The sequence below is a fragment of the Dyella flava genome (genome assembly GCF_016904955.1).
GTDB classification, from domain to species: Bacteria; Pseudomonadota; Gammaproteobacteria; order Xanthomonadales; family Rhodanobacteraceae; genus Dyella_B; species Dyella_B flava.
Genome location: NZ_JADIKE010000031.1, coordinates 74,279 through 95,814, shown reverse-complemented (window position 1 = coordinate 95,814; position 21,536 = coordinate 74,279). Strand labels below are relative to the sequence as shown.

General features: G+C 60.0%; 16 protein-coding genes and 1 pseudogene. 9 read left to right on the top strand and 8 right to left on the bottom strand.

Annotated elements, in window-relative coordinates; genetic code table 11:
• Positions 1-21: 21 nt before the first annotated feature.
• Positions 22-372, bottom strand: coding sequence for a carboxymuconolactone decarboxylase family protein (locus tag ISP19_RS07010; RefSeq protein WP_204680648.1), 351 nt, complete (start codon positions 370-372; stop codon positions 22-24).
• A 290-nt stretch (positions 373-662) separates the two neighbouring features.
• Between ISP19_RS07010 and ISP19_RS07005 the strand changes: the two genes are divergently transcribed.
• The 3 genes from ISP19_RS07005 to ISP19_RS06995 all read left to right on the top strand — a co-directional run bounded on the left by ISP19_RS07005 (position 663) and on the right by ISP19_RS06995 (position 6,042).
• Positions 663-2,750, top strand: a complete 2,088-nt coding sequence (locus ISP19_RS07005; protein ID WP_204680647.1) for a M13 family metallopeptidase — start codon at positions 663-665, stop codon at positions 2,748-2,750.
• A 94-nt stretch (positions 2,751-2,844) separates the two neighbouring features.
• Positions 2,845-4,806, top strand: coding sequence for a M61 family metallopeptidase (locus ISP19_RS07000; protein ID WP_204680646.1), 1,962 nt, complete (start codon positions 2,845-2,847; stop codon positions 4,804-4,806).
• A gap of 372 nt (positions 4,807-5,178) precedes the next feature.
• Complete coding sequence (locus ISP19_RS06995; RefSeq protein ID WP_204680645.1) at positions 5,179-6,042, top strand: CPBP family intramembrane glutamic endopeptidase; 864 nt, start codon at positions 5,179-5,181, stop codon at positions 6,040-6,042.
• A 126-nt stretch (positions 6,043-6,168) separates the two neighbouring features.
• On the opposite strand, the gene ISP19_RS06990 is transcribed toward ISP19_RS06995, so the two are convergent.
• Positions 6,169-7,191, bottom strand: coding sequence for a glycoside hydrolase family 16 protein (locus ISP19_RS06990; protein ID WP_239556612.1), 1,023 nt, complete (start codon positions 7,189-7,191; stop codon positions 6,169-6,171).
• Positions 7,192-7,302: 111 nt separating this feature from the next.
• The gene (locus tag ISP19_RS06985; protein ID WP_204680644.1) at positions 7,303-8,646 is read right to left on the bottom strand and encodes an alkaline phosphatase family protein; all 1,344 of its coding nucleotides are present in this window, start codon (positions 8,644-8,646) and stop codon (positions 7,303-7,305) included.
• A 210-nt stretch (positions 8,647-8,856) separates the two neighbouring features.
• Between ISP19_RS06985 and ISP19_RS06980 the strand changes: the two genes are divergently transcribed.
• Positions 8,857-9,981, top strand: coding sequence for a calcium:cation antiporter (locus tag ISP19_RS06980; protein WP_204680643.1), 1,125 nt, complete (start codon positions 8,857-8,859; stop codon positions 9,979-9,981).
• 24 nt (positions 9,982-10,005) lie between these two features.
• On the opposite strand, the gene ISP19_RS06975 is transcribed toward ISP19_RS06980, so the two are convergent.
• Together ISP19_RS06975 and ISP19_RS06970 are read right to left on the bottom strand one after the other, a co-directional pair.
• A complete protein-coding gene (locus tag ISP19_RS06975) occupies positions 10,006-11,361 on the bottom strand; it encodes a hypothetical protein (RefSeq protein WP_204680642.1) in 1,356 nt (451 codons plus the stop codon).
• 35 nt (positions 11,362-11,396) lie between these two features.
• Positions 11,397-11,984, bottom strand: coding sequence for a hypothetical protein (locus ISP19_RS06970; protein WP_239556610.1), 588 nt, complete (start codon positions 11,982-11,984; stop codon positions 11,397-11,399).
• Positions 11,985-12,141: 157 nt separating this feature from the next.
• On the opposite strand from ISP19_RS06970, the gene ISP19_RS06965 reads away from it, so the two are divergent.
• Both ISP19_RS06965 and fghA read left to right on the top strand, forming a co-directional pair.
• Positions 12,142-13,251: an S-(hydroxymethyl)glutathione dehydrogenase/class III alcohol dehydrogenase gene (locus ISP19_RS06965; RefSeq protein WP_204680641.1), complete on the top strand. Its 1,110-nt coding sequence runs from the start codon at positions 12,142-12,144 to the stop codon at positions 13,249-13,251.
• 19 nt (positions 13,252-13,270) lie between these two features.
• Positions 13,271-14,152 carry an S-formylglutathione hydrolase gene (gene fghA, locus ISP19_RS06960; RefSeq protein WP_204680726.1) on the top strand — a complete coding sequence of 294 codons (882 nt, stop codon included), beginning with the start codon at positions 13,271-13,273 and terminating at the stop codon, positions 14,150-14,152.
• A gap of 748 nt (positions 14,153-14,900) precedes the next feature.
• Here the strand turns inward: fghA and ISP19_RS06955 are convergent.
• On the bottom strand, positions 14,901-15,383 hold the full coding sequence (locus ISP19_RS06955) for a DUF2501 domain-containing protein (RefSeq protein ID WP_204680640.1): 483 nt from the start codon (positions 15,381-15,383) through the stop codon (positions 14,901-14,903).
• Between the two features lie 299 nt (positions 15,384-15,682).
• On the opposite strand from ISP19_RS06955, the gene ISP19_RS06950 reads away from it, so the two are divergent.
• On the top strand, positions 15,683-16,021 hold the full coding sequence (locus ISP19_RS06950) for a hypothetical protein (protein WP_204680639.1): 339 nt from the start codon (positions 15,683-15,685) through the stop codon (positions 16,019-16,021).
• Between the two features lie 1,436 nt (positions 16,022-17,457).
• Here the strand turns inward: ISP19_RS06950 and ISP19_RS06945 are convergent.
• Both ISP19_RS06945 and ISP19_RS06940 read right to left on the bottom strand, forming a co-directional pair.
• Positions 17,458-17,796: pseudogene (locus ISP19_RS06945) on the bottom strand (IS4 family transposase); the annotation flags it as partial.
• 30 nt (positions 17,797-17,826) lie between these two features.
• On the bottom strand, positions 17,827-18,765 hold the full coding sequence (locus ISP19_RS06940; protein WP_239556608.1) for a winged helix-turn-helix domain-containing protein: 939 nt from the start codon (positions 18,763-18,765) through the stop codon (positions 17,827-17,829).
• 175 nt (positions 18,766-18,940) lie between these two features.
• On the opposite strand from ISP19_RS06940, the gene ISP19_RS06935 reads away from it, so the two are divergent.
• Positions 18,941-19,612 (top strand): YceI family protein, encoded by a 672-nt coding sequence (locus tag ISP19_RS06935; protein WP_204680637.1) that lies wholly within the window; start codon positions 18,941-18,943, stop codon positions 19,610-19,612.
• A gap of 163 nt (positions 19,613-19,775) precedes the next feature.
• Positions 19,776-21,482, top strand: coding sequence for an NAD-dependent malic enzyme (locus ISP19_RS06930; RefSeq protein WP_204680636.1), 1,707 nt, complete (start codon positions 19,776-19,778; stop codon positions 21,480-21,482).
• Positions 21,483-21,536 lie beyond the last annotated feature (54 nt).

Genomic DNA, 21,536 nt, shown 5'->3' with positions numbered 1-21,536 from the left:
GGGAACCAGGGAGCAAGCCGCTTAACCCGATTTTCCCGCTTCGTGCGCGCTCACCGCGTCCATCACGCGCGCGGAATAAACCAGTGCGGCACCTGCGTTGAGCGCTATCGCCACACCCAGCGCCTCGGCAATTTCCCCGTGACTTGCACCATGCTTCACCGCTTCGCCGGTATGCACGGTGATGCAGCCGTCGCAGCGCGTGGTCACTGCCACCGCCAGTGCGATCAGTTCGCGCGTCTTGGCGTCCAGGTGCCCGGTTTTCTGACCGGCCTTGGACAGCGTTTGATAGCCGGCGAGCGTATCCGGACTCAGCTTGCCGAGGTCGCCAATGCGACCCATTAACTCCTTGCGATACTCCAGCCAATCCAGCATGGGATTTCTCCTCAACGGTCTGCCGTGGTAGCCGGGATGACTGCGCCCGGCGGGGATGTTCATGATGCGCCGCCGGGAGGGCGGACGTCATGCCGATCGCAAGGCTTGCGACAGGCTCGCTGTGCGACCGGGTTGATAACTTGTTGTTACGCGGCATGGCACGAACCGCGGGTCGCGCGATCAGGCGCACGCCGCTGGCAAGACAAAATGTCGTAGCCCAGAAGTCATGACTACAAGCTGTCCCCGTCGGACTATCTTTGGAAATTACGTTTCGATCAGGGGTTTTGACCATGCATGTTTTCCGGCGGCTGCTCACGGTTGCAATGCTCGGCGGCCTCACCGCCATGGCCGCTGTGCCCGCCGCACAAGGTACCGATCCCGCCGCGAAAGCCACCGTGCAAGACGACAGCGGCATCGACCTCACCGGCATGGACCATGCGGTAAAACCCGGCAATGACTTCTTCAGCTACGTCAACGGCACCTGGGTCAAGAACACGCAGATTCCTGCGGATCGCTCCAGCACCGGCCCGACCCAGGATCTGGAGGAGCTGACCGAGCAGCGTACCGCCGACCTGATCCGCAACATGGCCCAGACCCATCCCGCGGCGGGCTCCAACGACCGCAAGATTGCCGATTACTACGCGGCCTTCATGGACGAAGCCACCATCGAAAAGCGCGGCCTCACGCCGGTGAAGCCGGAACTGGCGCAGATCGATGCGATCCAGACCCGTGATGACCTGGCACGTGTACTCGGCAGTGAAATGCGCGCCGACGTCGACCCCATCAATGCCACTAACTTCCAGACCGAAAACCTGTTCGGCCTGTTCGTGACCCAGGCGCTGGAAGATCCCACCCACAATATGGCTTACCTGCTGCAGGGCGGCCTGGGCATGCCCAGCCGCGATTACTACCTCTCGCAGGATGCGCAGATGGCGGCTTTTCGCGCCAAATACCAAACCTATGTCACCGCGTTGTTGAAGCTGGCTGGTACGGCCGATGCGGAAGCGCAGGCCAAGGCGATCATCGCGCTGGAAACCAAGATCGCGCAGGCGCAGGAAAACCTGGTCGACAGCGAAGATGTGCATAAAGCCGCTACCGTCTGGCGCGCAAGCGAGTTCACGCAAAAGGCGCCGGGCCTCAACTGGACCATCTATTTCCAGGCCGCGCATCTGGGCAATCAGAAACAGTTCGACGTGTGGCAGCCGCAAGGCATTACCGGTTTGGCCGCGCTGGTCGGCAGCGAGCCGATCGATAGCTGGAAGCAATTGCTGCGTTATCACGCGCTGGACAATGCTGCCTGGCTGTTACCCAAGGCCTACGCGAATCTGCATTTCGATTTCTATGGGACCACGCTGGAAGGCACGCCACAGCAGCCGGATCGCTGGAAGCGCGGCGTGGATGCCACCAGCACCGACCTGGGCGATGCCGTCGGGCAGGTCTACGTGAAGCATTACTTCCCGCCGTCATCCAAGGTCAAGGTACAGGCGATGGTGAAGAACCTGCTCGCCACCTTCAACGAACGCATCGACACCTTGGCCTGGATGACGCCCGCGACGCGCGCGAAGGCCAAGGAGAAGATCGCCACCTTGCGCGTTGGCGTGGGTTATCCGGATACCTGGCGCAGCTACAGCGCACTGGTGATCCGTCCCGATGATGCTTTGGGCAATCACCAGCGTGCGGTGAATGTGCAGTATCAATACGCGCTGGCCAAGCTCAACAAGCCGGTCGATCACGGCGAGTGGTGGATGACGCCGCAAACCGTCGATGCCGTCAACCTGCCATTGCAGAACGCCTTGAACTTCCCGGCGGCGGTGCTGCAACCGCCTTTCTACGACCCCAAGGCCGACGATGCCGCCAACTACGGTGCCACCGGCGCCACCATCGGCCACGAAATCAGCCACAGCTTCGATAACACCGGCGCTGACTTCAATGCGCAAGGCAAGCTCGAAAACTGGTGGACGCCGCAGGACGCCGCGCACTTCAAGGCCGATACGCAGAAACTGGTCGAGCAATACAACCGCTACCAGGCCTTGCCGGGTCTCTACGTCAACGGCCAGCAGACGCTGGGCGAAAACATCGCCGACGTGGCGGGCCTCGCGGTGGCCTACGCCGCCTATCACAAATCACTGCACGGCAAGCCCGCACCGGTGATCGATGGCCTGACCGGCGATCAACGCTTCTTTATCGCTTACGCCCAGAGCTGGCGCGCCAAGATCCGCGATGCCGAATTGCGTGAGCGGCTCGCTACCGACGTCCATGCGCCCGACATGATCCGCGCGCAAGCCGTGCGCAATATCGATGGCTGGTACGACGCGTTCAACGTGAAGCCGGGCGAGAAGCTATACCTGGCGCCGGATGATCGCGTAAAGATCTGGTGATGCAGCACCCCCAGGCCCCATAAAACTCACCGTCCCCGTCAAACAACCGTAGTGCTAAGTTGCACTGTCATTCACCCGCTTGTTGGAGTTGCTCATGTCCCGTGTCCTTTCCGCTGCTTTGGCGGTTCCCGCGCATCGCACGTTTTCGCGCCTTGCCCTGGCCGTCGCGCTGGCGCTCGCGGCCGGCACTGCCGGCGCCGCGCAGCAGTCGCACACGGACGATGTGCCGCCGCCGCAGGACACGCCCTACCTTGGCACCGTGTCGCTGCATGTCGATGCCAACGACACCGCACAAGGTATTTTTCGCGTGCATGAAACGATTCCGGTGAAAGCCGGCCCGCTGACCTTGCTGTATCCGCAATGGATTCCCGGCGATCACTCGCCGACCGGCCCGATTTCCATGCTTGCCGGCCTTAAGGTCAGCGCCGATGGCAAGCCGCTGATGTGGAAGCGCGACGAGTACAACGTCTACGCGTTCCATCTCGACGTGCCCGCCGGCGTTTCCAGCATCGACGTGTCCTTCCAGTACATGTCCGGCCGCACGGACAGCGAAGGGTTCGAGATGACCGATCGCATGATGGACATGGAGTGGAGCAAGGTGACGCTCTATCCGGCCGGTTATTTTTCGCGCGGCATCACCTTCGCGCCCAGCATGACGTTGCCGCAGGGCTGGCAGTTTGGTACCGCGCTGGAGACGGCTTCGCAGTCGGGCGACACCACCACCTTCAAGCCGGTCACGCTCAACAACCTGGTCGATTCGCCGGTTTACGCAGGCGAGTTCTTCAAGCGTGTCGATCTCAATCCGGGTGGTGACGTGCCGGTGCATCTGGACATCGTCGCCGACGCGCCGAAGTACCTGGAGATGACACCTGAGCAATTGCAGGTGCACCGCAACCTGGTCACCCAGGCGGTGAAGCTGTTCGGCTCGCATCACTACGACCACTACGACTTCCTGTTCTCGCTCTCCGATCAGCTGGGCGGCAATGGCACCGAGCACCATCAGTCCAGCGAGAACGGACTGGGCGCCGATTATTTCACCGCCTGGAACGAAGCCGCGCCGGACCGCGACCTGCTGCCGCATGAATACACCCATTCGTGGAACGGCAAATTCCGTCGCCCGGCCGATTTGTGGACGCCCAACTTCAATGTACCGATGGGCGATTCGCTGCTGTGGGTCTATGAAGGGCAGACGCAGTACTGGGGTTACGTGCTGACCGCACGCGCCGGCATGTGGACGCCACAGCAATTCCGCGATGCCCTGGCGATGGAAGCCGCCAACTACGATCGTAACCGCGAAGGTTTCCAGTGGCGGACGATCGAAGACACCACCAACGACGCCACCGCCGCCCGCCGTTCCAGCCTGCCGTACCGCAGCTGGCAGATGAGCGAGGAGTACTACAGCGCCGGCCAGATGATGTGGCTGGAAGTGGACGCCAAGCTGCGCGCACTCACTCACGATCACAAATCGCTGGATGATTTCGCACGTACGTTCTTCGGCGTCGACAACGGCAGCTATGTCACCAAGACCTACACCTTTGACGACGTGGTGGCCGCGCTCACTAGCGTAGCTCCCTACGATTGGGCCGGCTTCCTGCATGCGCATGTCGACGCACTCAATCCGCCGCTGGAAGACGGCATTGCAGGAACCGGCTGGAAGCTGGTCTATACCGACAAGGAAAGCGAATACGAGAAGGAATACAACAGCCGTCCGCAGTCGCCCCGCCATTTGTATAACTTCGCCTGGTCGATCGGCATGACGATGGGCGACAAGGGACAGATCAACGACGTGCGCTGGGATGGACCGGCGTTCAAGGCCGGTGTCAGCACCGGCGCCACCGTGGTGGCAGTGAACGGTCAGGACTATTCGACCGATGTGCTGAAGAACGCCATTGCCGAAGCCAAGAACAGCACCGCGCCGATCCACCTGCTGCTGAAGTACCAGGGCGGTTACCGCACCGTGTCGGTGGATTACCACGATGGTCTGCAATACCCGCATCTGGTGCGTGTCGATGGCACGCCCGATTATCTGGACGAGATCATCGCGCCGCGCAAGTAAGCGCTGGGGAGGCTTTGCGTTAGGCTCCCTCTCCCCTATGGGGCACGCGGGGAGAGCACATGGATGTGCTCGGCTTTGAGGAGCGAGGAGAGGGCTGGGGTGAGGGGCCGCGCTTGCCTCGAAAGTCATGGCCACGGGCGTGATGTTGTTCCACGGTGTTCACGCTGAGAACCAACTTCGTCGCGAGGTTGACCCCTCCCTCGATCCTCTCTCCCACAGGGACTAGCTTTGCGTCGCCCGGAGGGGGAGAGAAAAGCACCAACGCTGCGGATCTCTCATTAGTGCCGTGCCACGCACACACGCATTCACCATCATCAATAAACACTGGCAGGCACAGTTAAAGTTAATAACAAATCAGAGGGAATCATCATCATGGCGATCGACAAGCCGCAATCGAGGATTGGCCTTTATTTGCTGCTGGTGTTGTTGTTCAGTTCGGTGTTCTACGCATTGATCATCGGTTGTGGCCATGTGGCCGGCGCCAGGGGCATGTACGTCACTGGACTGATGTGGTCGCCCGCCATGGCCGCCTTGTTGACCTGCCGGCTGAGCGGCAAGTCATACACCGAGCTGGGCTTCAACTGGCCACACTCGCGCTGGATCCTGATGGCCTGGCTTTTGCCGTTTGCGTATGCGGGCTGCGCATACATCATCGTGTGGGTCAGCGGCCTGGGTAGTTTCGGCAATCCCGCCTTCCTGGCGGAGATGGGCAAGAGCCTCGGCTGGCCGAATGCGCCGGCGTGGCTGATCGAAGCCGGTTCATTGCTGTTGTTCGGCGTGTTTGGCCTGGCCGGCGGCGTGAGCACGGGCCTGGGTGAGGAAATCGGCTGGCGCGGCTTCCTCACGCCGGAAGTGACACGTGCCTGGGGTTTCACGCGCGGCACATTGTTTACCGGAGTGATCTGGACCAGCTGGCATCTGCCGGTGTTGCTGTTTGCCGACTACAACGCCGGCACGCCGTGGTGGTTTGGCATGCCGTGCTTCGCGCTGATGGTGCTCGGCATAAGTTTCGTCTTCGCCTGGCTGCGACTGCGCTCAGGCAGCGTGTGGCCGGCGGCGATTCTGCATGGCAGCCACAACGTGCTCATCCAGGTATGGCTGACGCCGATCACCGGCGCCCGTGGCCACATCACGCCTTACGCCATCGACGAATTCGGTTTCATGCTGGCGTTGGCCGGGATCGTGGTGGGCATGGTGTTCTGGCGTAAGCGCGCAGCGTTGCCGGCCTTGGCCTGAAAAATAGTTAGCGGTTTCCTGCAGCGGGCGCATCCGTACGATGCGTCCGCCAAGCCATCCAGTCTACGGAACAGCTGAAAGCGCCGCCGCCAGCAGCATGCAGATCGCTGCGCAAATGGATGCAACTCAGCGGGGAGCTGCCACCGCCGACACCTTCTGCGATTTCGCCGCATCCGCCGCCATTTCCGGCTTTGCCGGCACTTTTTGTCCGTTGCCCGGACGCGTCCACACCGCCACGTAGTCCACCACCATCGAATGGCCTGGTTCGGTCTCCGGCGTGGGCGTGGGTTTCCAGCCAGCCATCACGAATGAGAAGCCACCGCCCATCGCGACATCCAGCAACAGGAAGTAACCGCGCTGCTGGGTCAGTTGGTTCCAGGTCTCCGCGGCCATCTGGTTTTCCGCCACCTGGTTGATCAGCTGCCCATCGACGTACCAGCGCAACTGTTCCGGCGTCACGCTGCGATTCCACTCGAAGGTGAACGTATGCGGCCCGGCCGTGCATGCTTCATGCGGGCAGGGCAGGCGGCTGCCGATGCCCATCGGTTCGCCGCACGGGCCGCCTGGGTTGATACCGCAGTGCAAGATGCCCCACACCGAATCCAGTCCGTTGACGCTCTCCATGATGTCGAGCTCGCCGGACGCCGGCCACGCCCTGGTCGTGCGGTAGTTGGCACCCAGGGCCCAGAACGCGGGCCAATAGCCCAGTGCTTTTTCCCCCGTGATATCGGGCATCTGGATGCGTGCTTCCAGGCGCAGCATGCCGCCTTCGGCAACGGTGAAATCATCGCGAACGGTCTCGGCGCGCCCGGAGGTCCACTCGCCGCTCGCATCGCGTTGCGGCGTGATCAGCAAATGCCCCTTGCCATCCAGATGAATATTGGCCGGATCGGTGGTGTAGCGCTCGATCTCGGAGGTTCCCCAGTTGGCAGGGCCATTCGGATACGAATGGCCGGTGTCGATGCGCCAGTTGGCCGAAGAAGGCGGCGAGCCCGCCGCGCCGGCGAAGTTGTCGCCCCATTGCAGCACCCAGCCCTTTGGCGCCGGAATGTCGGTGGCCCAAGCGGGGTTGGTGAACCCCATCAACCCCACCGAAATGGACAGTGCTGCGATGGCAGCGGGGCGGGTGACGAATGTTTTTATCTGCATAAACTTCAAACTGTCATGGGCCGCGAAAATGGCCAAATGCGGGAATCGGGGGGAGCCCTGTGCGCATGTTTAATGTGTTCGGCTTCCAGAAGCAAATCTGTAGCACAGGTCTCATGGCTGCAATGCCGCGCTGAGCGGCGGTTGCTGCGCTGCGGGCAACGCAACGCCGAGCAGTTTGGCGATCGTGGGGGCAACGCGCAGATTGGTGATCGAACCCAGATCGACGCCCTTGCGGATATGCGCGCCCGAGGCAATAAACAGCGCCTGCATGTCCGGATCGGTGTTCAGATAACCGTGTGCGCCCTTGGCTGGCATGACGTCCACCACCAGCGGCGGCTCGGTACCGCCTTGAAACGCGTAACCGGGTTTGGCGAGCAGATACAGATCCGGCGCCTGATCCGTGCTGGCTGGCGCGGGAATACCTAGCTTGCCGGCTTGCTCTGCCGTATAGACCGCAGCAATGCCCGGCTGGGTCTCGAAATAGTTTTTGAGCTTGGGCACCAGCGTGGCGCGTTTGGCGGGATCGTGAATAAACAACGATGCCTCACCGCCCTCCGGCAGAATCCACACATCACCACGATAACTTCCGCTCTGCTTCGTCAACAGGCCAAGTTGCGCGAGTGCCACATTCGGCCGAATGGAATGCGTGTAATCGGTGAAGCCATGATCCGAAGCGATCACGAAGGTAATACGGTCCAGCACACCGGCGGCGCGCGCGGCGTCGATCAGGCGTGCGATGCAGCCATCCGCCTCGGCGAAGGCCGCGTAAGCAGGGGGCGATAGCGCGCCGTACTCGTGTTGCAGCGTGTCGGTCTGCAACAAGTGGAACAACAGCAGATTGGGTGTGTGTCGGGTAAGAATGTCGATCGCCGCATCCGTCCAGATCTGGTCGCGCCAGGCCGGGCTGCTGTCGTTGAAGTCGGCAATCTGTTCCTGCGTGACCAGACCCTGTGCGATCAGATCCTGCGTGATCGGGCTATCCATGCGGGGAAGTTCCGCAAACGACCAGCGCACATGCTCTGCACCGTAAATCGCAACCCAATCCACCTGGCCGGTGCTCATGCCGTGCTCGGCAAGCGCGTCATACAGCGTGCGCGCGTGTACCAGTTGGTCCCTGGGCACCCACGGCTTGACCTGGATCGCGCTGCCATCGGCGGAAAAGGTAATCAGGCCGTTGGCCAGCACGTGGTGTTCGGCCGCATTCACGCCGGTAATCAAGGTGGTGTGGTTGGGCCAGGTGACTGAGGGATTGATCGGCTGCATGGCCTCCGCATAAGCGCCTTCCGCCTGGAGCTTGCGCAAGGTGGGCATCGGCAGGCGCGGGTCTTTCAGCGCGCGGGCGGGAAAGCCGTCAATCGTAATCAGTACAACGATCGATCCCTGTTTCGCGGCCGTACCGTCATTGGAAGCAGGGGCTGCGTCCGCGGCGTGCAAGGCGGCGCTACCGGCAAACATGGCCAATACAAACGAACTCAGAGCAAGGATTTTTCGCATGGATCGGGGATGGGGCGGATCAGCGGCCGACACTAGCACCATTTTCAAATTGACCGCGATAAAGACGGCTGCTGCTGTTTTGACGCCGGCCGATCCCCTGTTAACCTCTCTCCCGCAACACGCTGGGGTCTGTATTTCCTGTAGCGACGGCTTTCCTTATGGGGGACTGCCATGCCGACGATGGGCGTGCCTGCCTTGATACGCCGCGAACGCTTTCTTGCGCTCAGCGTATTGACCACCTTGGCGTTCTATCTGTTTGGCGATTCGCTGTTCAGTGGTTTGTCCAGCGTGTACCGCCTCGGGCTGGTTTTCTTCTGGTTGTTCGCCGTGGTGCTTGGATCCGCCCTGGCCGTGGTGCGTCACGCCGAGCACTTGGCCGAAAGATTGGGCGAACCCTATGGCACGCTGATTCTCACCTTGTGCATCACCTCCATCGAAGTGGTGAGCATCACCGCGATCATGCTGCACGGGGCCAACAATCCAACCCTGGCGCGCGATACCTTGTTTGCCGTCACCATGATCGTGCTCAACGGCATGGTCGGGCTCTCACTGCTGCTCGGCGGCTGGCGTTACCGCGAGCAGTATTACAACCTGCAGGGCGCCAACACCTATCTCGGCGTGATCATTCCTTTGGGCGTGTTGTGCCTGGTGCTGCCCAACTTCGTCATTCGCACGACATCCGGTCCGCCGATGATGTCGATACCGCAGAAGGCGTTCGTGGCCATTGTTTCACTGATTTTGTATCTGGCCTTTCTGGGTTTGCAGACCAGCCGGCATCGCGCCTATTTCACAGTTCAGAGCAGTGTGGCCGAAGTAGACGGCGCGTGCGTGCCGGCATCCGGATCATCGCTGACGGTCCATGCGGCACTGCTTGCCGTGTATATGGCGCTGGTGGTTTATCTGGCCCAAAAACTGGCGCCGCCGGTCGATTATGTGGTGGAAACCATGGGCGAGCCAGCCGCGTTGGCCGGGTTGGCGATGGCGGTGCTGGTGGCAACGCCGGAAATCATCGGCGCGGTGCGTGCCGCAGGCAACAACAACCTGCAGCGCTCGATGAATATCTTTCTTGGCTCGGTGCTGTCGACCATTGGCCTGACCATACCGGCGATCATCGTGGTCAGCGAGCTGACCCGGCACCCGATCAGGCTTGGCCTGGACCACACCGATCTGTTGCTGTTCGTGCTGACCCTGGTGCTGTGCACGGTGACCTTTTCCAGCGGGCGCACCAACGTTCTGCAAGGTGGCGTGCACCTGGTGCTGTTCCTGGCCTATCTGTTCCTGATCTTTCAGGGCTAGATACACGCGTATGGCGTTGGCGCATTACGGCGACGGAGCCGTTACGCTTATCTCTTCCCTATGCAAAGTCCTTCCGTAGCGATCACTGAAACTCAGCTGATATTTACCGGGACGAAGATACAGATTTCCGGTCGGTACCCCTTGATTGCTGTTGTACACCGGTATGTGGGACGAGTTATCCGTCATCATGACCAGCTCCAGCATCAGGCGATCGGCCGGAATGGCGTCCGGCCCTTCGCCGTTGTAACGTGCTTCGATCAGGCAGGGATAATTGTCATCGCAATACTTGGCGCTGACGCGACGCGGCACGCGCAGGCCACCCAGGTTCAGCCAGGTAGGGCGTCCACCTTCGATTTTTTCCGGCGGAAAGAACACGCTCACGTCATAGCCTGCGCGTAACGTCCAGGGCTTGCCTTGCGCATTGACAAACACCACCGGTGCATCGGGGTGCAAGCTGTTCATCACCGCCGTGTAATAGGGGTGATTGCCATCATCCGACGGACGCGGATACAGCATGGTCTGTTCCACCGCCAGCATCGGCAGGTGCGTGAGCTTGTACAGATGCTCGGCCATGGATGAGCCGCCGAGGTAGGAGCCGGATTCGATGATGTGGTCATAACCGGCATCGACCACCAGCCGTGCATTGGGATCTTTTTCGAACACCTGGTGGTAAAGATTCTTTGCCTGTTCGGTTTCACGCTGATCGCTGTTCACCGTTGCGCTGGTGGCTTCGTAGGCAACCACCTTGAAGCCGAGTTTCAGCGCGGTGCGCACCATGTCCGCATAGATCGGTTCTTCGGTATAGAAGCCGCTGTTGTCGGTGGGATAGCCACGCGTCTGCAAGCCGGTATCGGTTTGCGAGAGCGTCTCCGCGGCGAAGTAATCAAAGCCCTGCTGACGCAATCGGCTGAGCAGTTGCACGGTCAGGCTGCGGGTAAGCGCCACGTTGTGCGCCTCGTTGAACAGCACGATGCGATCGTTTTTCGCCAGCTCCGGTATCGCATCCAGGGCAGGGCGTGCCGAGTAGCCGCTGCCTGGCGTAAGCGGCGACGGATTGTCGCCCGGCTGCAGTGGCTGCGTGATGCAGAAGGATCTCACCGCATCGGGATAATCACCAAGAAAACTCAGGTACCAACTGATGTACTGGCCGAAGATCAACCGAAACGCGTCCGAGTGATCGCTGTCATAGGCCTGGCGCAGCACCATGAATTGCGCCAGCACGCCTTTTTGCGCACTGGCTTCAAGCAGGATCTTGTCAGCCTTGGTACCGGCAGCATCCTGCTGCGCCTGCCAATCGGCCGCGCTTTGGGCATGGCTTGCCGCGGCTGACATCAACCATAACGCGCATCCAGCAATCATGGCAGCGTAGCGTGCGGGCATCGGCTTGACTCGTCAGTGCAGCCCCAGGGTCGTTTTCAACTTGATGTCATGCGTGTATCCGTCGCAATCCAGTTCACTTCCCAGGTTTTGCCGCCATCCGCGGAAAACGCCTGTTCGAAGTGACAGGAATCGGGTTTGATATCCGAAATCACGAAACGCACCAGAATCGCGCGTCCGTTGAAGATTTCCTGATCCACAAATTCGCCACGGCCGTTGCTGAATCCGCCGACGGTCGGTACACCCAGCGCACCACCCTTGCTGCTGGCGACATTGAGGCTCCATTGATGCGCATCCGGGTTGTACAAGCGTAGCGAGAGCAATTCCAGGTGACCGCTGGGACCATCCGCTTCCAGTTCCACCAGATTCGCGCGGCCATCCCAGATTTTGCGTACGACCGAAGTGCCCTCGTAAGTCGCCCAGGCATGCGAACCGCTGAGTGGATGCACCAGCCGCTTGACCTGGGTTTTCCAGCTGCCGATTTCAAAATCGAAATCCTGCTGGCCGTCGCGATGGCTGGACGGCGTCAATGTGCCGTCGGCGTACGCATGCGCGGTGGCCGGGCTTGTCACAAACCACGCCATCGCAAGTACACCCAGCAGGCCGATCGTTGCGCGCATTGTCATGGCTCACCCCCGTGATAGCCGCTGATGACACGCTACGCCGCTTGCTTGCGCAGCGAAATAGCCACTTTCGCGCCGCGCCATATAGCCATTTCCGGGCCATATTTGTTCATTCTTGTTAATCTTTGCTTTTCAGCTCGACCGCTTTAGGAGTTCCGCCATGAAATCACGTGCCGCCGTTGCCTTCGCCCCGGGCAAGCCCCTGGAAATCGTCGAAATCGACGTGGCGCCGCCCCAGGCGGGCGAGGTTCTGGTGAAGATCACGCATACCGGCGTGTGCCATACCGACGCCTTCACACTGTCGGGCGACGACCCGGAAGGCATTTTCCCGGCCGTGCTGGGCCATGAAGGCGGCGGCATCGTGGTGGAAGTGGGCGAGGGCGTCACCACGCTCAAGCCTGGCGATCACGTCATTCCGCTTTACACCGCTGAATGCGGCAAGTGCAAATTCTGCCTGTCCGGCAAGACCAACCTGTGCCAGGCGGTACGCGCCACCCAAGGCAAGGGGCTGATGCCGGATGGCACCACGCGCTTCTCCTATCAGGGCAAGCCGATCTATCACTACATGGGCACCAGCACCTTCAGCGAGTACACCGTGGTGCCGGAGATTTCCCTGGCCAAGATCGATAAACACGCACCGCTGGAAAAGGTGTGCCTGCTTGGCTGCGGCGTCACCACCGGCATCGGCGCGGTGCACAACACCGCCAAGGTCGAACCGGGCGCAACGGTGGCGGTGTTCGGCCTGGGCGGCATTGGCCTGGCGGTGATCCAGGGCGCGGTGCAGGCCAAGGCCGGGCGCATTCTCGCCATCGACACCAATCCGGCCAAGTTCGAACTCGCGCGCGAACTGGGCGCAACCGATGTCGTCAATCCCAAGGATTACAACAAGCCGATCCAGGACGTGATCGTGGCCATGACCGACGGTGGCGTCGATTACAGCTTCGAATGCATCGGCAATGTCGATGTGATGCGCGCCGCGCTGGAGTGCTGCCACAAGGGTTGGGGCGAAAGCATCATCATCGGCGTGGCAGGCGCCGGCAAGGAAATCCGCACGCGTCCATTCCAGCTCGTCACCGGTCGCGTGTGGCGTGGCAGCGCGTTCGGTGGCGTCAAGGGTCGCAGCCAATTGCCGGGCATGGTGCAGCAGGCCATGCGTGGCGAAATCCGCCTCGATCCGTTCATCACCCACACCATGCCGCTGGATCGCATCAACGAAGCCTTCGACCTGATGCACGAAGGCAAGTCCATTCGCACGGTCATTCATTTCTAAGCGCACAGCGATCATGTCACTGGAACGCATTGAACATCGCGCCTGCTTCGGCGGCTGGCAGGACGTCTATCGGCATCGCTCATCGGTGCTGGATAGCAACGTGCAGTTCGCGGTTTACCTGCCACCGCAGGCCGCGAGCAAAGCCGTGCCCGTGCTGTACTGGCTCTCCGGCCTCACCTGCACCGAGCAGAACTTCATCACCAAATCCGGTGCGCAGCGTTACGCCGCCGAACACGGCGTGGCGCTGGTCGTGCCTGATACCAGCCCGCGCGGCGAAGACGTCGCCGACGCCGACAGCTACGACATGGGCAAAGGCGCCGGCTTCTACCTCAACGCCACCATGGCGCCGTGGTCGCGTCATTACCGCATGTACGACTACATCGTCAGCGAACTGCCGGCGTGGATTGAAGAACATTTTCCGGTCACCGATGCACGCGCCATCAGCGGCCACTCCATGGGTGGCCACGGCGCCTTGACCATCGCCTTGAAAAATCCGGGACGTTATCGCAGCGTGTCGGCGTTTTCGCCGATCGTCGCGCCCAGTCAGGTGCCGTGGGGTGAAAAAGCCTTCTCGGCCTATCTGGGCAACGACCGCGAAACATGGAAAGCCTACGACGCCACCGAACTGGTGAAGACCGCAACCCAGAAATTGCCGCTTTTGATCGACCAGGGCGACGCCGACGAATTCCTGCACACCCAACTGCGACCCGAGTTGTTCAAAGCGGCCGCCGATGCAGCCGCTTATCCCATCACGCTACGCATGCAGCCCGGGTACGACCACAGCTACTACTTCGTGGCGAGCTTTATCGGCGAACACATGGCGCATCACGCCAAAGCATTGCTTTTCCCCCTCTCCCCTTCGGGGCACGCGGGGAGAGCACATGGATGTGCTCGGCTTTGAGGAGCGAGGAGAGGGCCGGGGTGAGGGGCCGCGCTTGCCCCAAACATCATGGCTACAACGCGATGTTTCTCTAAATACTCACGCTACGCATCAACATCGCTGCAAGATTGCCCCTCACTCCGCTGCAATTCTTCCTCTCCCCTCCAGGGAGAGGATTGAGGTGAGGGGCCACTCTTGCGAAGCAGTAGCTTACGTAGCCTCAACACATCAAAGCGAAGACGTGTCGTAACGACGACGTTTATGGCAAGCCCAGCCACTCACCCCAACCCTCTCCTCGCTCCTCAAAGCCGAGCACATCCATGTGCTCTCCCCGCGTGCCCCGGAGGGTAGAGGGAGCAGAGCATGCCCTCGCAGCGAAAGGGTCACGGTACGCGATGCCGTCCTCTTCTACCGGCGCTGCGCGCCGCTTTTCATGGGGCCCCTGGGGCGCGGTGAAGGGGTGGAGGAAAAGCCCGCAGGGAAGCCGGCATGGATGCCGGCTTGTTTTTCGTCAGGGCAGGAAGCCCTGTCGAAAAACCCCGTAACCCCTTCACGGACTTGCCGGGCATGGATGTCCGGCAAGCGCGCCCTCGGGGGGTGCCTTTCTCTTTGGTTACGTTCTCTTGGGCAAGCAAGAGAAAGTGACTCAGTCCTTTCAGGACCGAAAGCTCTTAACGCTCTAGAACATCAACCCATCAACGCAAACAGCAATATGCGTCGAGTTGCGCATCGTCAACGACATTGACGCGCCACAAATTTCGCCGCAGCCTCAATGCCCCATCAACGATCCCAGCTTGCCAGTAGACGACCCACCACCCACCATCGACTTACCCTGATTAAGCACCACCCCACACGCCTTCGTCGTGAGCTTCGACTTCAAATCACTATTCCCACCGCCCACACTATTCAGATCCGTGCTCTGCCCATTCTTGCCATGCAGAACCCCCTTCGCGCCACTCAAGTAGTCAGAGTTACTCGAACCACCCTGGGTCTTGCCAAGCAACTTGCCCGCAATACCCGACGCACCCGAATCACCGCCCAGATAATTGTTCTTCACGCAATACTGCAGAATACCTGCCACGTTACCCATGCTGCCGGAAGCACCGCCACCAGGCAGCATGTTGCCAACGCCATTGCCGCCCAATGAGCTGCCGATATTGCCCAGATTCTGTGCATGGATGACCCCGCAAGCGAGGCTGAGGGTCAGGGCTGCTGCGCAGGCCGTTGCGACTCCACCGATTCGTGTCTTCATGAGCACCCTCCTTAGTTCCGGTGCGCACATTCAACAACGAAGCGTGTTATGGATGCGTCAGTGTCTTACGCGGTGAATCGGCTTTACGGAAAAAAGCGAGTCCCCATCCACGCACACCAATCAACGGAAAACCCCTACATTTTTCAATGCTTCGTTTCGATACATTAGACCCCGTCATCAGCGTCAACGCGAACCAGCCCAGCGCCGATGACCCATGCAGCAATGTATGGAAGGCGCGGATCGTGAGAGTTACCAGCTCCCACGACCCGCTAAACCAATCCAACTTACGAGGAGTTGAAATGGTCTCCACAGATCATACGGCACCTGCTTGCCCACCGGTTCGTACCGAACCCCAATCCCAATCCGTCCCCTTCGCCGACTATCAGCTTTATCCCCTGAGCCTTGCGCAGGAAAAAAAGCTGACCGACACCATGCGACTCGCCGGCACCGCGCTGGCCGGTCAAGTGATTCAGGACCTGCTCGCGTACAGCGACGCCTACCAGCGTGCTTTTCCCCGAGCCCGGCGCAACAACGTCAGCCCCTGGCCACTAACCCCCGCACAAGCCAGTGGGCTACATGCCGCGCTGTACTACCTGCGTCAGTACGTCGGCACGCTTAGAACGGAGACGGATGGATAACACGCACGTGCCGTAGGATCGCTTCCCGGCACACTGCGTGAGGAACAGTGTGCCGTTTCTACGGCGGAGCGATGGGGTGGCGAATGTGGCAATGACCAGCAAAAATGCACTGCCGCTCGCGCCTTGGTGGCATCGCTGGGGCAGCAACTTTCTGCGGCCGGGAGCACAGCGACGTGGACCGGAATTGGATTGGTCACTGCATCCGGGATCGGCGCGTTCTTCGCTCCGGAGGCGGGACCTGTTGAAGTAGCAGGCGCAGAGGGGGCGCCGGATTGATCGAGGTTGGCGGAACTGTGTCAACGATAGGCAGTACGCTAACGGGGTACGCTGGCGGGGGCGCTCTGGGTGCGGCAAAAGCGCTTGGTACTAGCTACATTCTTGGTCAAATCAATAAAGTTGCCGCGGGTTTGGGGGCTTCTAGCGGCGTGGGTGAGTCCAGCATTAAGGCCGTTGGGGGCTTACTTGATCAATCTACAGATGGGATTTTAGAGATGGAGGCGGCATGCGGTGTCAATTAATGTGCTAGAGCAAGATTTGTTGTTTTCAGCTGTGGCTGTGGTTGGCCTATTTAATGTGGTAAATGGTTTGAGGACGGGCCGTGCCAGTAATTTTGTCCCCGGTGGATTTAAGCGATCTGAGCAGCCTGTACTTTATTGGACCGCAATTGCTATGTCCGGCGTTGCTGTCGCGGCATCTCTTTTCGTCTTGATCAATTCTTTATGAAAACGGTCGCCCGAATAAGGGAAATTACGGGGAAATCGGGCCACACATGAATGAAATTGGGGGCGCCAGGAGTGAGCGGGACTCGCTCAGGCTGCACCTGTCTTCATAGGAGTGATCTCTATGTGGTGTAAGTACATTCTGATCATGATGATCGCTGTTTCAAGCACTTGCTTTGCATACGAGTCAGTTAAAGCCGTGCCGTTTTACGCGTATTACGATGGTAATAGCTACGAATATTTGATTACGCCGGACATGGTGGCTAAAGCGCCAAATTGGGATCCTGGCCAGTCGCCGAATCCGACGCTCTTGGCTTCTCAGGCGCCAACGTCATTTATTTCAATGATTTTCCGGTTCGTTCCGTAGGCCTTTTGCTATTGGTCGTTGGGGCGTTCTTAGTAAAGGCTTCCAATGTTCGCAGCCTGAAGGGAGTGAGCGCCATTAACGGCTCGTACTTAACTTCAGAAGTTTGCAAATCACCAGGACCATTGGCCTGGGCTGTAAGCGTGGCCTCTGTAGTGGCACTGGGAGTTTTCTATATTTGCATGTGGCGGGCGCAAGAAGCCGGCGGTCATGAAGTTTGGCCTGCCTACGCGTTTGCGGCGGCTGGGCTTTTCGCCGCGGCTGCCTGGGGTTACGTTCTCTCAAAGTTTTTTTAGTGGGAAATCGGCAAATCGGGGCCAAACCCGGGTCAGAGTCTGAGGTTCCCCACGTTTTCATGTCATCACCGTCATGTGATCGAGCACACGTGATGATGGAAATCGTAATCGCTGAAGCGAAAGCGGAAGAGGCTCAAACGGCCAGCTTCTGACCAACGCTTCACGACCTACGCGCAGGATTGAGTAAAGCCTGCGCGCGGTCAATATGGGCGACAACCAATGTGTGATGCCCTTTGCTTCGCAACTCATTCCCGCTATCGAGCACGAGAAAGCAGCCAGCGCGTTGACCAATAGAAGGACTTCCAGGCGTGACCCTATGCGCGTGAGACTGTCTTCGAAGCCCTGTCCATAACAGTGTGATTTCAGGTCGCGAAATGAAGCTTCGATCTGCATACGACACTCACACAGTAGCGCCCGAACTCCACTTCAACGAATCGACCCCTTCAACGCCTTGGCAACTTCGCTGGCGATATCGTCCTGAATCATCAACTTGTCGTCCCAGGATCGATCATAAGTCTGCGACCACACCACAAAGCCATCGTCGGCACGCACCAGCCTCGCTGCCACACGCAAGGTGTTGCCCGATTTGCGCACGCTGCCGTCCAGTACATAAGCCACGTTGAGGGCTTTGCTGATGTCGGCCACGGTGACTTGCTTGCCCTTGAAATAAAACGACGACGTGGGTGATGCGACGTGCAGTTCCTTCGATTGGCTCAGTCTGTCGATCAGTTCTTCGGTCATGCCGTCCGCGAACGGCTCTTCGTTCATCGTATCGGTGAGATCGAGGAAGGGTATGACGGCGATGGATTTGGGATCTGGCGTGACAGCGGCCGCTGCGGTTTGCTGTAGCGGGCGCTGCTTGGTCAAGAAATAGAACGCCGTGCAGGCAGCGATCAGCAGGCAGACGATGGCCAGCAGTTTTGTATACAGGCGGCGTGAGCCGGAGCGCGGCTTAATGGCCTGGCCTGGCGGATGGAAGGCTTCGTTCGCCGCGGTCTGTGCGATCACGGGCAGGGCGTGTTCGTCGCCGTGACTGACCTTGGCCACCATTCGATAGCCGCGTCGCGGCACGGTGGCGATATAAACCGGTTGCTTCGGGTCATCGCCCAGCAGCCGTCGCAGGGAAGTCACCGCCTGGTAGACGGAGTCTGGCGTCACCACGACGCCTTGCCATACCTGGTTGAGCAGATCATCGATGCTGACGACCTGGCCGGCGTTCTCGGCCAGGCATAGTAAAAGCCGCATGGTGCGCGCTTCCAGCCGCACGGTTTCATCGCCGCGGGTCATATGGCCTGCCATCGGGCTGACGATCCAGTCACCGATGCGCAACGTTCCCTTGGCCGATTGCTCCACACCTGATGACATATAAGCCTTTGTTTATACGGCAAACGATCAGCTGATGGATCTTCGCATCAAGCCCGCTGAGCGGCAACCACAAGAAGTCATTCAGAGATCTTCAGAGTGTTTCAGGGGCTTTTTCAGGACTTTCTCGCGGCGCCTGCGCAAGGTGACTGGTGTTCACCCCACAGGAGTTGTCCGCATGATTCGCCGTATCGTTCTGGCCGCCGCCCTGGCTGTCGCCTGCACCCCGCTCTGTGCCACCACCTATATCCTGGAGTCGCAACATACCGAAGGGGTGATTCGCTGGGACCATCTTGGTTTCTCCCATCCCACCGCGCAGTTCACCCTGGTCGAGGGCACGCTGGATTTCGATCAGGCCGATCCGACCCGCTCCAGCGTGATGGCGACGATCAAGCTGGCCAACCTCAGCAGTGGCGTGCCGGATCTGGACGATAACCTTCACTCGGTCGATTTCTTCGACATCGCCAAGTACCCGACTGCGACCTTCAAGAGCACCAGGGTGGAGAAAGGCAGTGCGCCGAACATGCTCAAGGTCACCGGCAACCTTACCCTGCGCGGCGTCACCCGGCCGGTCACGCTGGACGTCACGATCAACAAGGTCGGTACAAATATTCGTAGCAACTTGCCTTCCGTAGGTTTCGAGGCGACCACCACGCTGAAGCGTTCCGACTTTGGCCTGGGCATGTATGTGCCGCAAGTGAGCGACGAGGTAAGCATCCAGATTACTTGCCAGGCGGATGAGGCGAAGGCCTATGCGAAGCAATTGAAACAGGAAGCGGATGAGGCGGCCGACGATGCCAAGGCCGCGGCGAAGAAAGCGGCGGCTGCGGCGGCTGCTGCGCAGCAGTAGTGGTGGTTGGGTAATGTGTGCTTGCTCGTCACGCTGGTGGTTACCGGTGTGACGAGCCATCGTCGTTTTGTCTGCGGCGTGTTCTCCTGCATGTGATACAGACCCGTAACGCAAAAAGGTGTCTAATGGGCGGATGGGGAGGCTTCTAAGGAGAATCTGCGTCATGTCTGAAGTGGTTGCATCCGACTGGGAAACACCCCTCAAAGTCCGCCTGACCGGCTACGATCTCGTCACCAAGCCGATGTTGAACAAAGGCCTGGCTTTCAGCCAGCAAGAGCGTGACATTTTCCGCTTGAATGGCATGCTACCTCCGCATGTCGCCACCATTGACGAGCAGGCCGAACGCCGCCTGCGGGTGCTGCGTTCCTATAGCACGGATTTTGAGCGCTACGCCTTCCTGCGCGATCTGCAGGACACCAACGAAACCTTGTTCTATGCAGTGCTGGTGCGGCATATCGAGGAACTGTTGCCGCTGGTTTACACCCCTACCGTGGGTGAGGGCTGCCAGCACTTCAGCGAGATCTACCGCAAGCCGCGCGGTGTGTTCATCAGTTATCCGAACAAAGATCGCATTCGCGAAATTCTTGCCGACCCGCGCTTCGATTCGGTGCGCGTGATTGTGGTCAGCGACGGCGAACGCATTCTCGGCCTGGGTGACCTGGGTGCAGGCGGCATGGGCATTCCGATCGGCAAGTTGTCGCTGTATACGGGCTGTGCCGGTATTCATCCGGATCTGACGCTGCCGGTGCTGCTGGATGTCGGCACCAATAATCGCGAACGTTTGACCAATCCGCTGTACATCGGCTGGCGGCACGAGCGCGTCGTCGGTTCCGAATACGATGCGTTTGTCGAAGAATTTATCAGTGCCGTGATCGAGCGTTGGCCCGATGTGTTGCTGCAGTGGGAGGATTTTGCCGGCTCGAACGCGGGCCGCCTGCTGGCCAAATACCGCGATCGCCTGTGCACCTTCAATGACGACATCCAGGGTACGGCGGCGATTGCCGCGGGCACTTTGCTGGCAGCGGTCAATGTCACCGGCGTCAAGCTGACCGAACAGCGCATCGCGGTGCTGGGTGCGGGCTCGGCCGGTTGCGGTATCTCGTCGTTGTTGTTGCGGGCGATGGTGGATGCGGGGCTTACCGAGGAAGAAGCTCGCAGGGCGTTCTATCTGGTCGATCGCAATGGCTTGCTGGTGGAAGGCATGGAAGGTATTACACCGGCGCAGATGCCGTTTGTGCAGAAGCACGATGCGGTGGCCGATTGGCTGGTCGACGAGTCCGGTCATATCGGCTTGCTGGAAGTGGTTCGCAATGCCAAGCCGACCGTATTGATCGGCGTGTCGGGCCAGACGGGTGCCTTCAGTGAACAAGTGGTGCGCGCCATGGCCGAGGGCGTGGCGCACCCGGTGATTTTCCCGCTTTCCAATCCGACCTCGCGCAGCGAAGCGGTGCCACAGCAGATCATGGAGTGGACCGGCGGGCGCGCCTTGATCGGCACGGGCAGTCCGTTTCCGCCGGTGCAATGGCAAGGCAAGCAGATTCCGGTCGATCAGACCAACAATTCCTACATCTTTCCCGGTGTGGGTCTTGGCGTGCTGGCGGCCAATGCAAAGCGCGTTACCGATGCCATGTTCATGGTGGCAGGCAAAGTCGTTGCCTCGATGTCGCCCACGGTCACCGACCGCAAGGCACGTTTGCTGCCGCCGGTCGATCAGTTGCGCGCGGTATCGCTGGCGGTCGCGAAGGCTGTCGCCATCCAGGCACAGGCGGATGGCGTTGCGGAAGCCTGCGATGAAGCGACGCTCGATCGATGGTTGAAGTCGCTGGTGTGGGAGCCGAAATACCGGCCTTATGAGCTGGCGAAAGCCTAGGGCCGTTTTTCCGTACATGATGCCTCCGTCATTCCCGTGCATGCGGGAATGACG

Bases quoted from the DNA above. Each gene is read 5' to 3' on its own strand.
- ISP19_RS07010 (WP_204680648.1), bottom strand. From the start codon at position 372: ATGCTGGATTGGCTGGAGTATCGCAAGGAGTTAATGGGTCGCATTGGC.
- ISP19_RS07005 (WP_204680647.1), top strand. From the start codon at position 663: ATGCATGTTTTCCGGCGGCTGCTCACGGTTGCAATGCTCGGCGGCCTC.
- ISP19_RS07000 (WP_204680646.1), top strand. From the start codon at position 2,845: ATGTCCCGTGTCCTTTCCGCTGCTTTGGCGGTTCCCGCGCATCGCACG.
- ISP19_RS06995 (WP_204680645.1), top strand. From the start codon at position 5,179: ATGGCGATCGACAAGCCGCAATCGAGGATTGGCCTTTATTTGCTGCTG.
- ISP19_RS06990 (WP_239556612.1), bottom strand. From the start codon at position 7,191: ATGCAGATAAAAACATTCGTCACCCGCCCCGCTGCCATCGCAGCACTG.
- ISP19_RS06985 (WP_204680644.1), bottom strand. From the start codon at position 8,646: ATGTTTGCCGGTAGCGCCGCCTTGCACGCCGCGGACGCAGCCCCTGCT.
- ISP19_RS06980 (WP_204680643.1), top strand. From the start codon at position 8,857: ATGCCGACGATGGGCGTGCCTGCCTTGATACGCCGCGAACGCTTTCTT.
- ISP19_RS06975 (WP_204680642.1), bottom strand. From the start codon at position 11,361: ATGCCCGCACGCTACGCTGCCATGATTGCTGGATGCGCGTTATGGTTG.
- ISP19_RS06970 (WP_239556610.1), bottom strand. From the start codon at position 11,984: ATGACAATGCGCGCAACGATCGGCCTGCTGGGTGTACTTGCGATGGCG.
- ISP19_RS06965 (WP_204680641.1), top strand. From the start codon at position 12,142: ATGAAATCACGTGCCGCCGTTGCCTTCGCCCCGGGCAAGCCCCTGGAA.
- ISP19_RS06955 (WP_204680640.1), bottom strand. From the start codon at position 15,383: ATGAAGACACGAATCGGTGGAGTCGCAACGGCCTGCGCAGCAGCCCTG.
- ISP19_RS06950 (WP_204680639.1), top strand. From the start codon at position 15,683: ATGGTCTCCACAGATCATACGGCACCTGCTTGCCCACCGGTTCGTACC.
- ISP19_RS06940 (WP_239556608.1), bottom strand. From the start codon at position 18,765: ATGTCATCAGGTGTGGAGCAATCGGCCAAGGGAACGTTGCGCATCGGT.
- ISP19_RS06935 (WP_204680637.1), top strand. From the start codon at position 18,941: ATGATTCGCCGTATCGTTCTGGCCGCCGCCCTGGCTGTCGCCTGCACC.
- ISP19_RS06930 (WP_204680636.1), top strand. From the start codon at position 19,776: ATGTCTGAAGTGGTTGCATCCGACTGGGAAACACCCCTCAAAGTCCGC.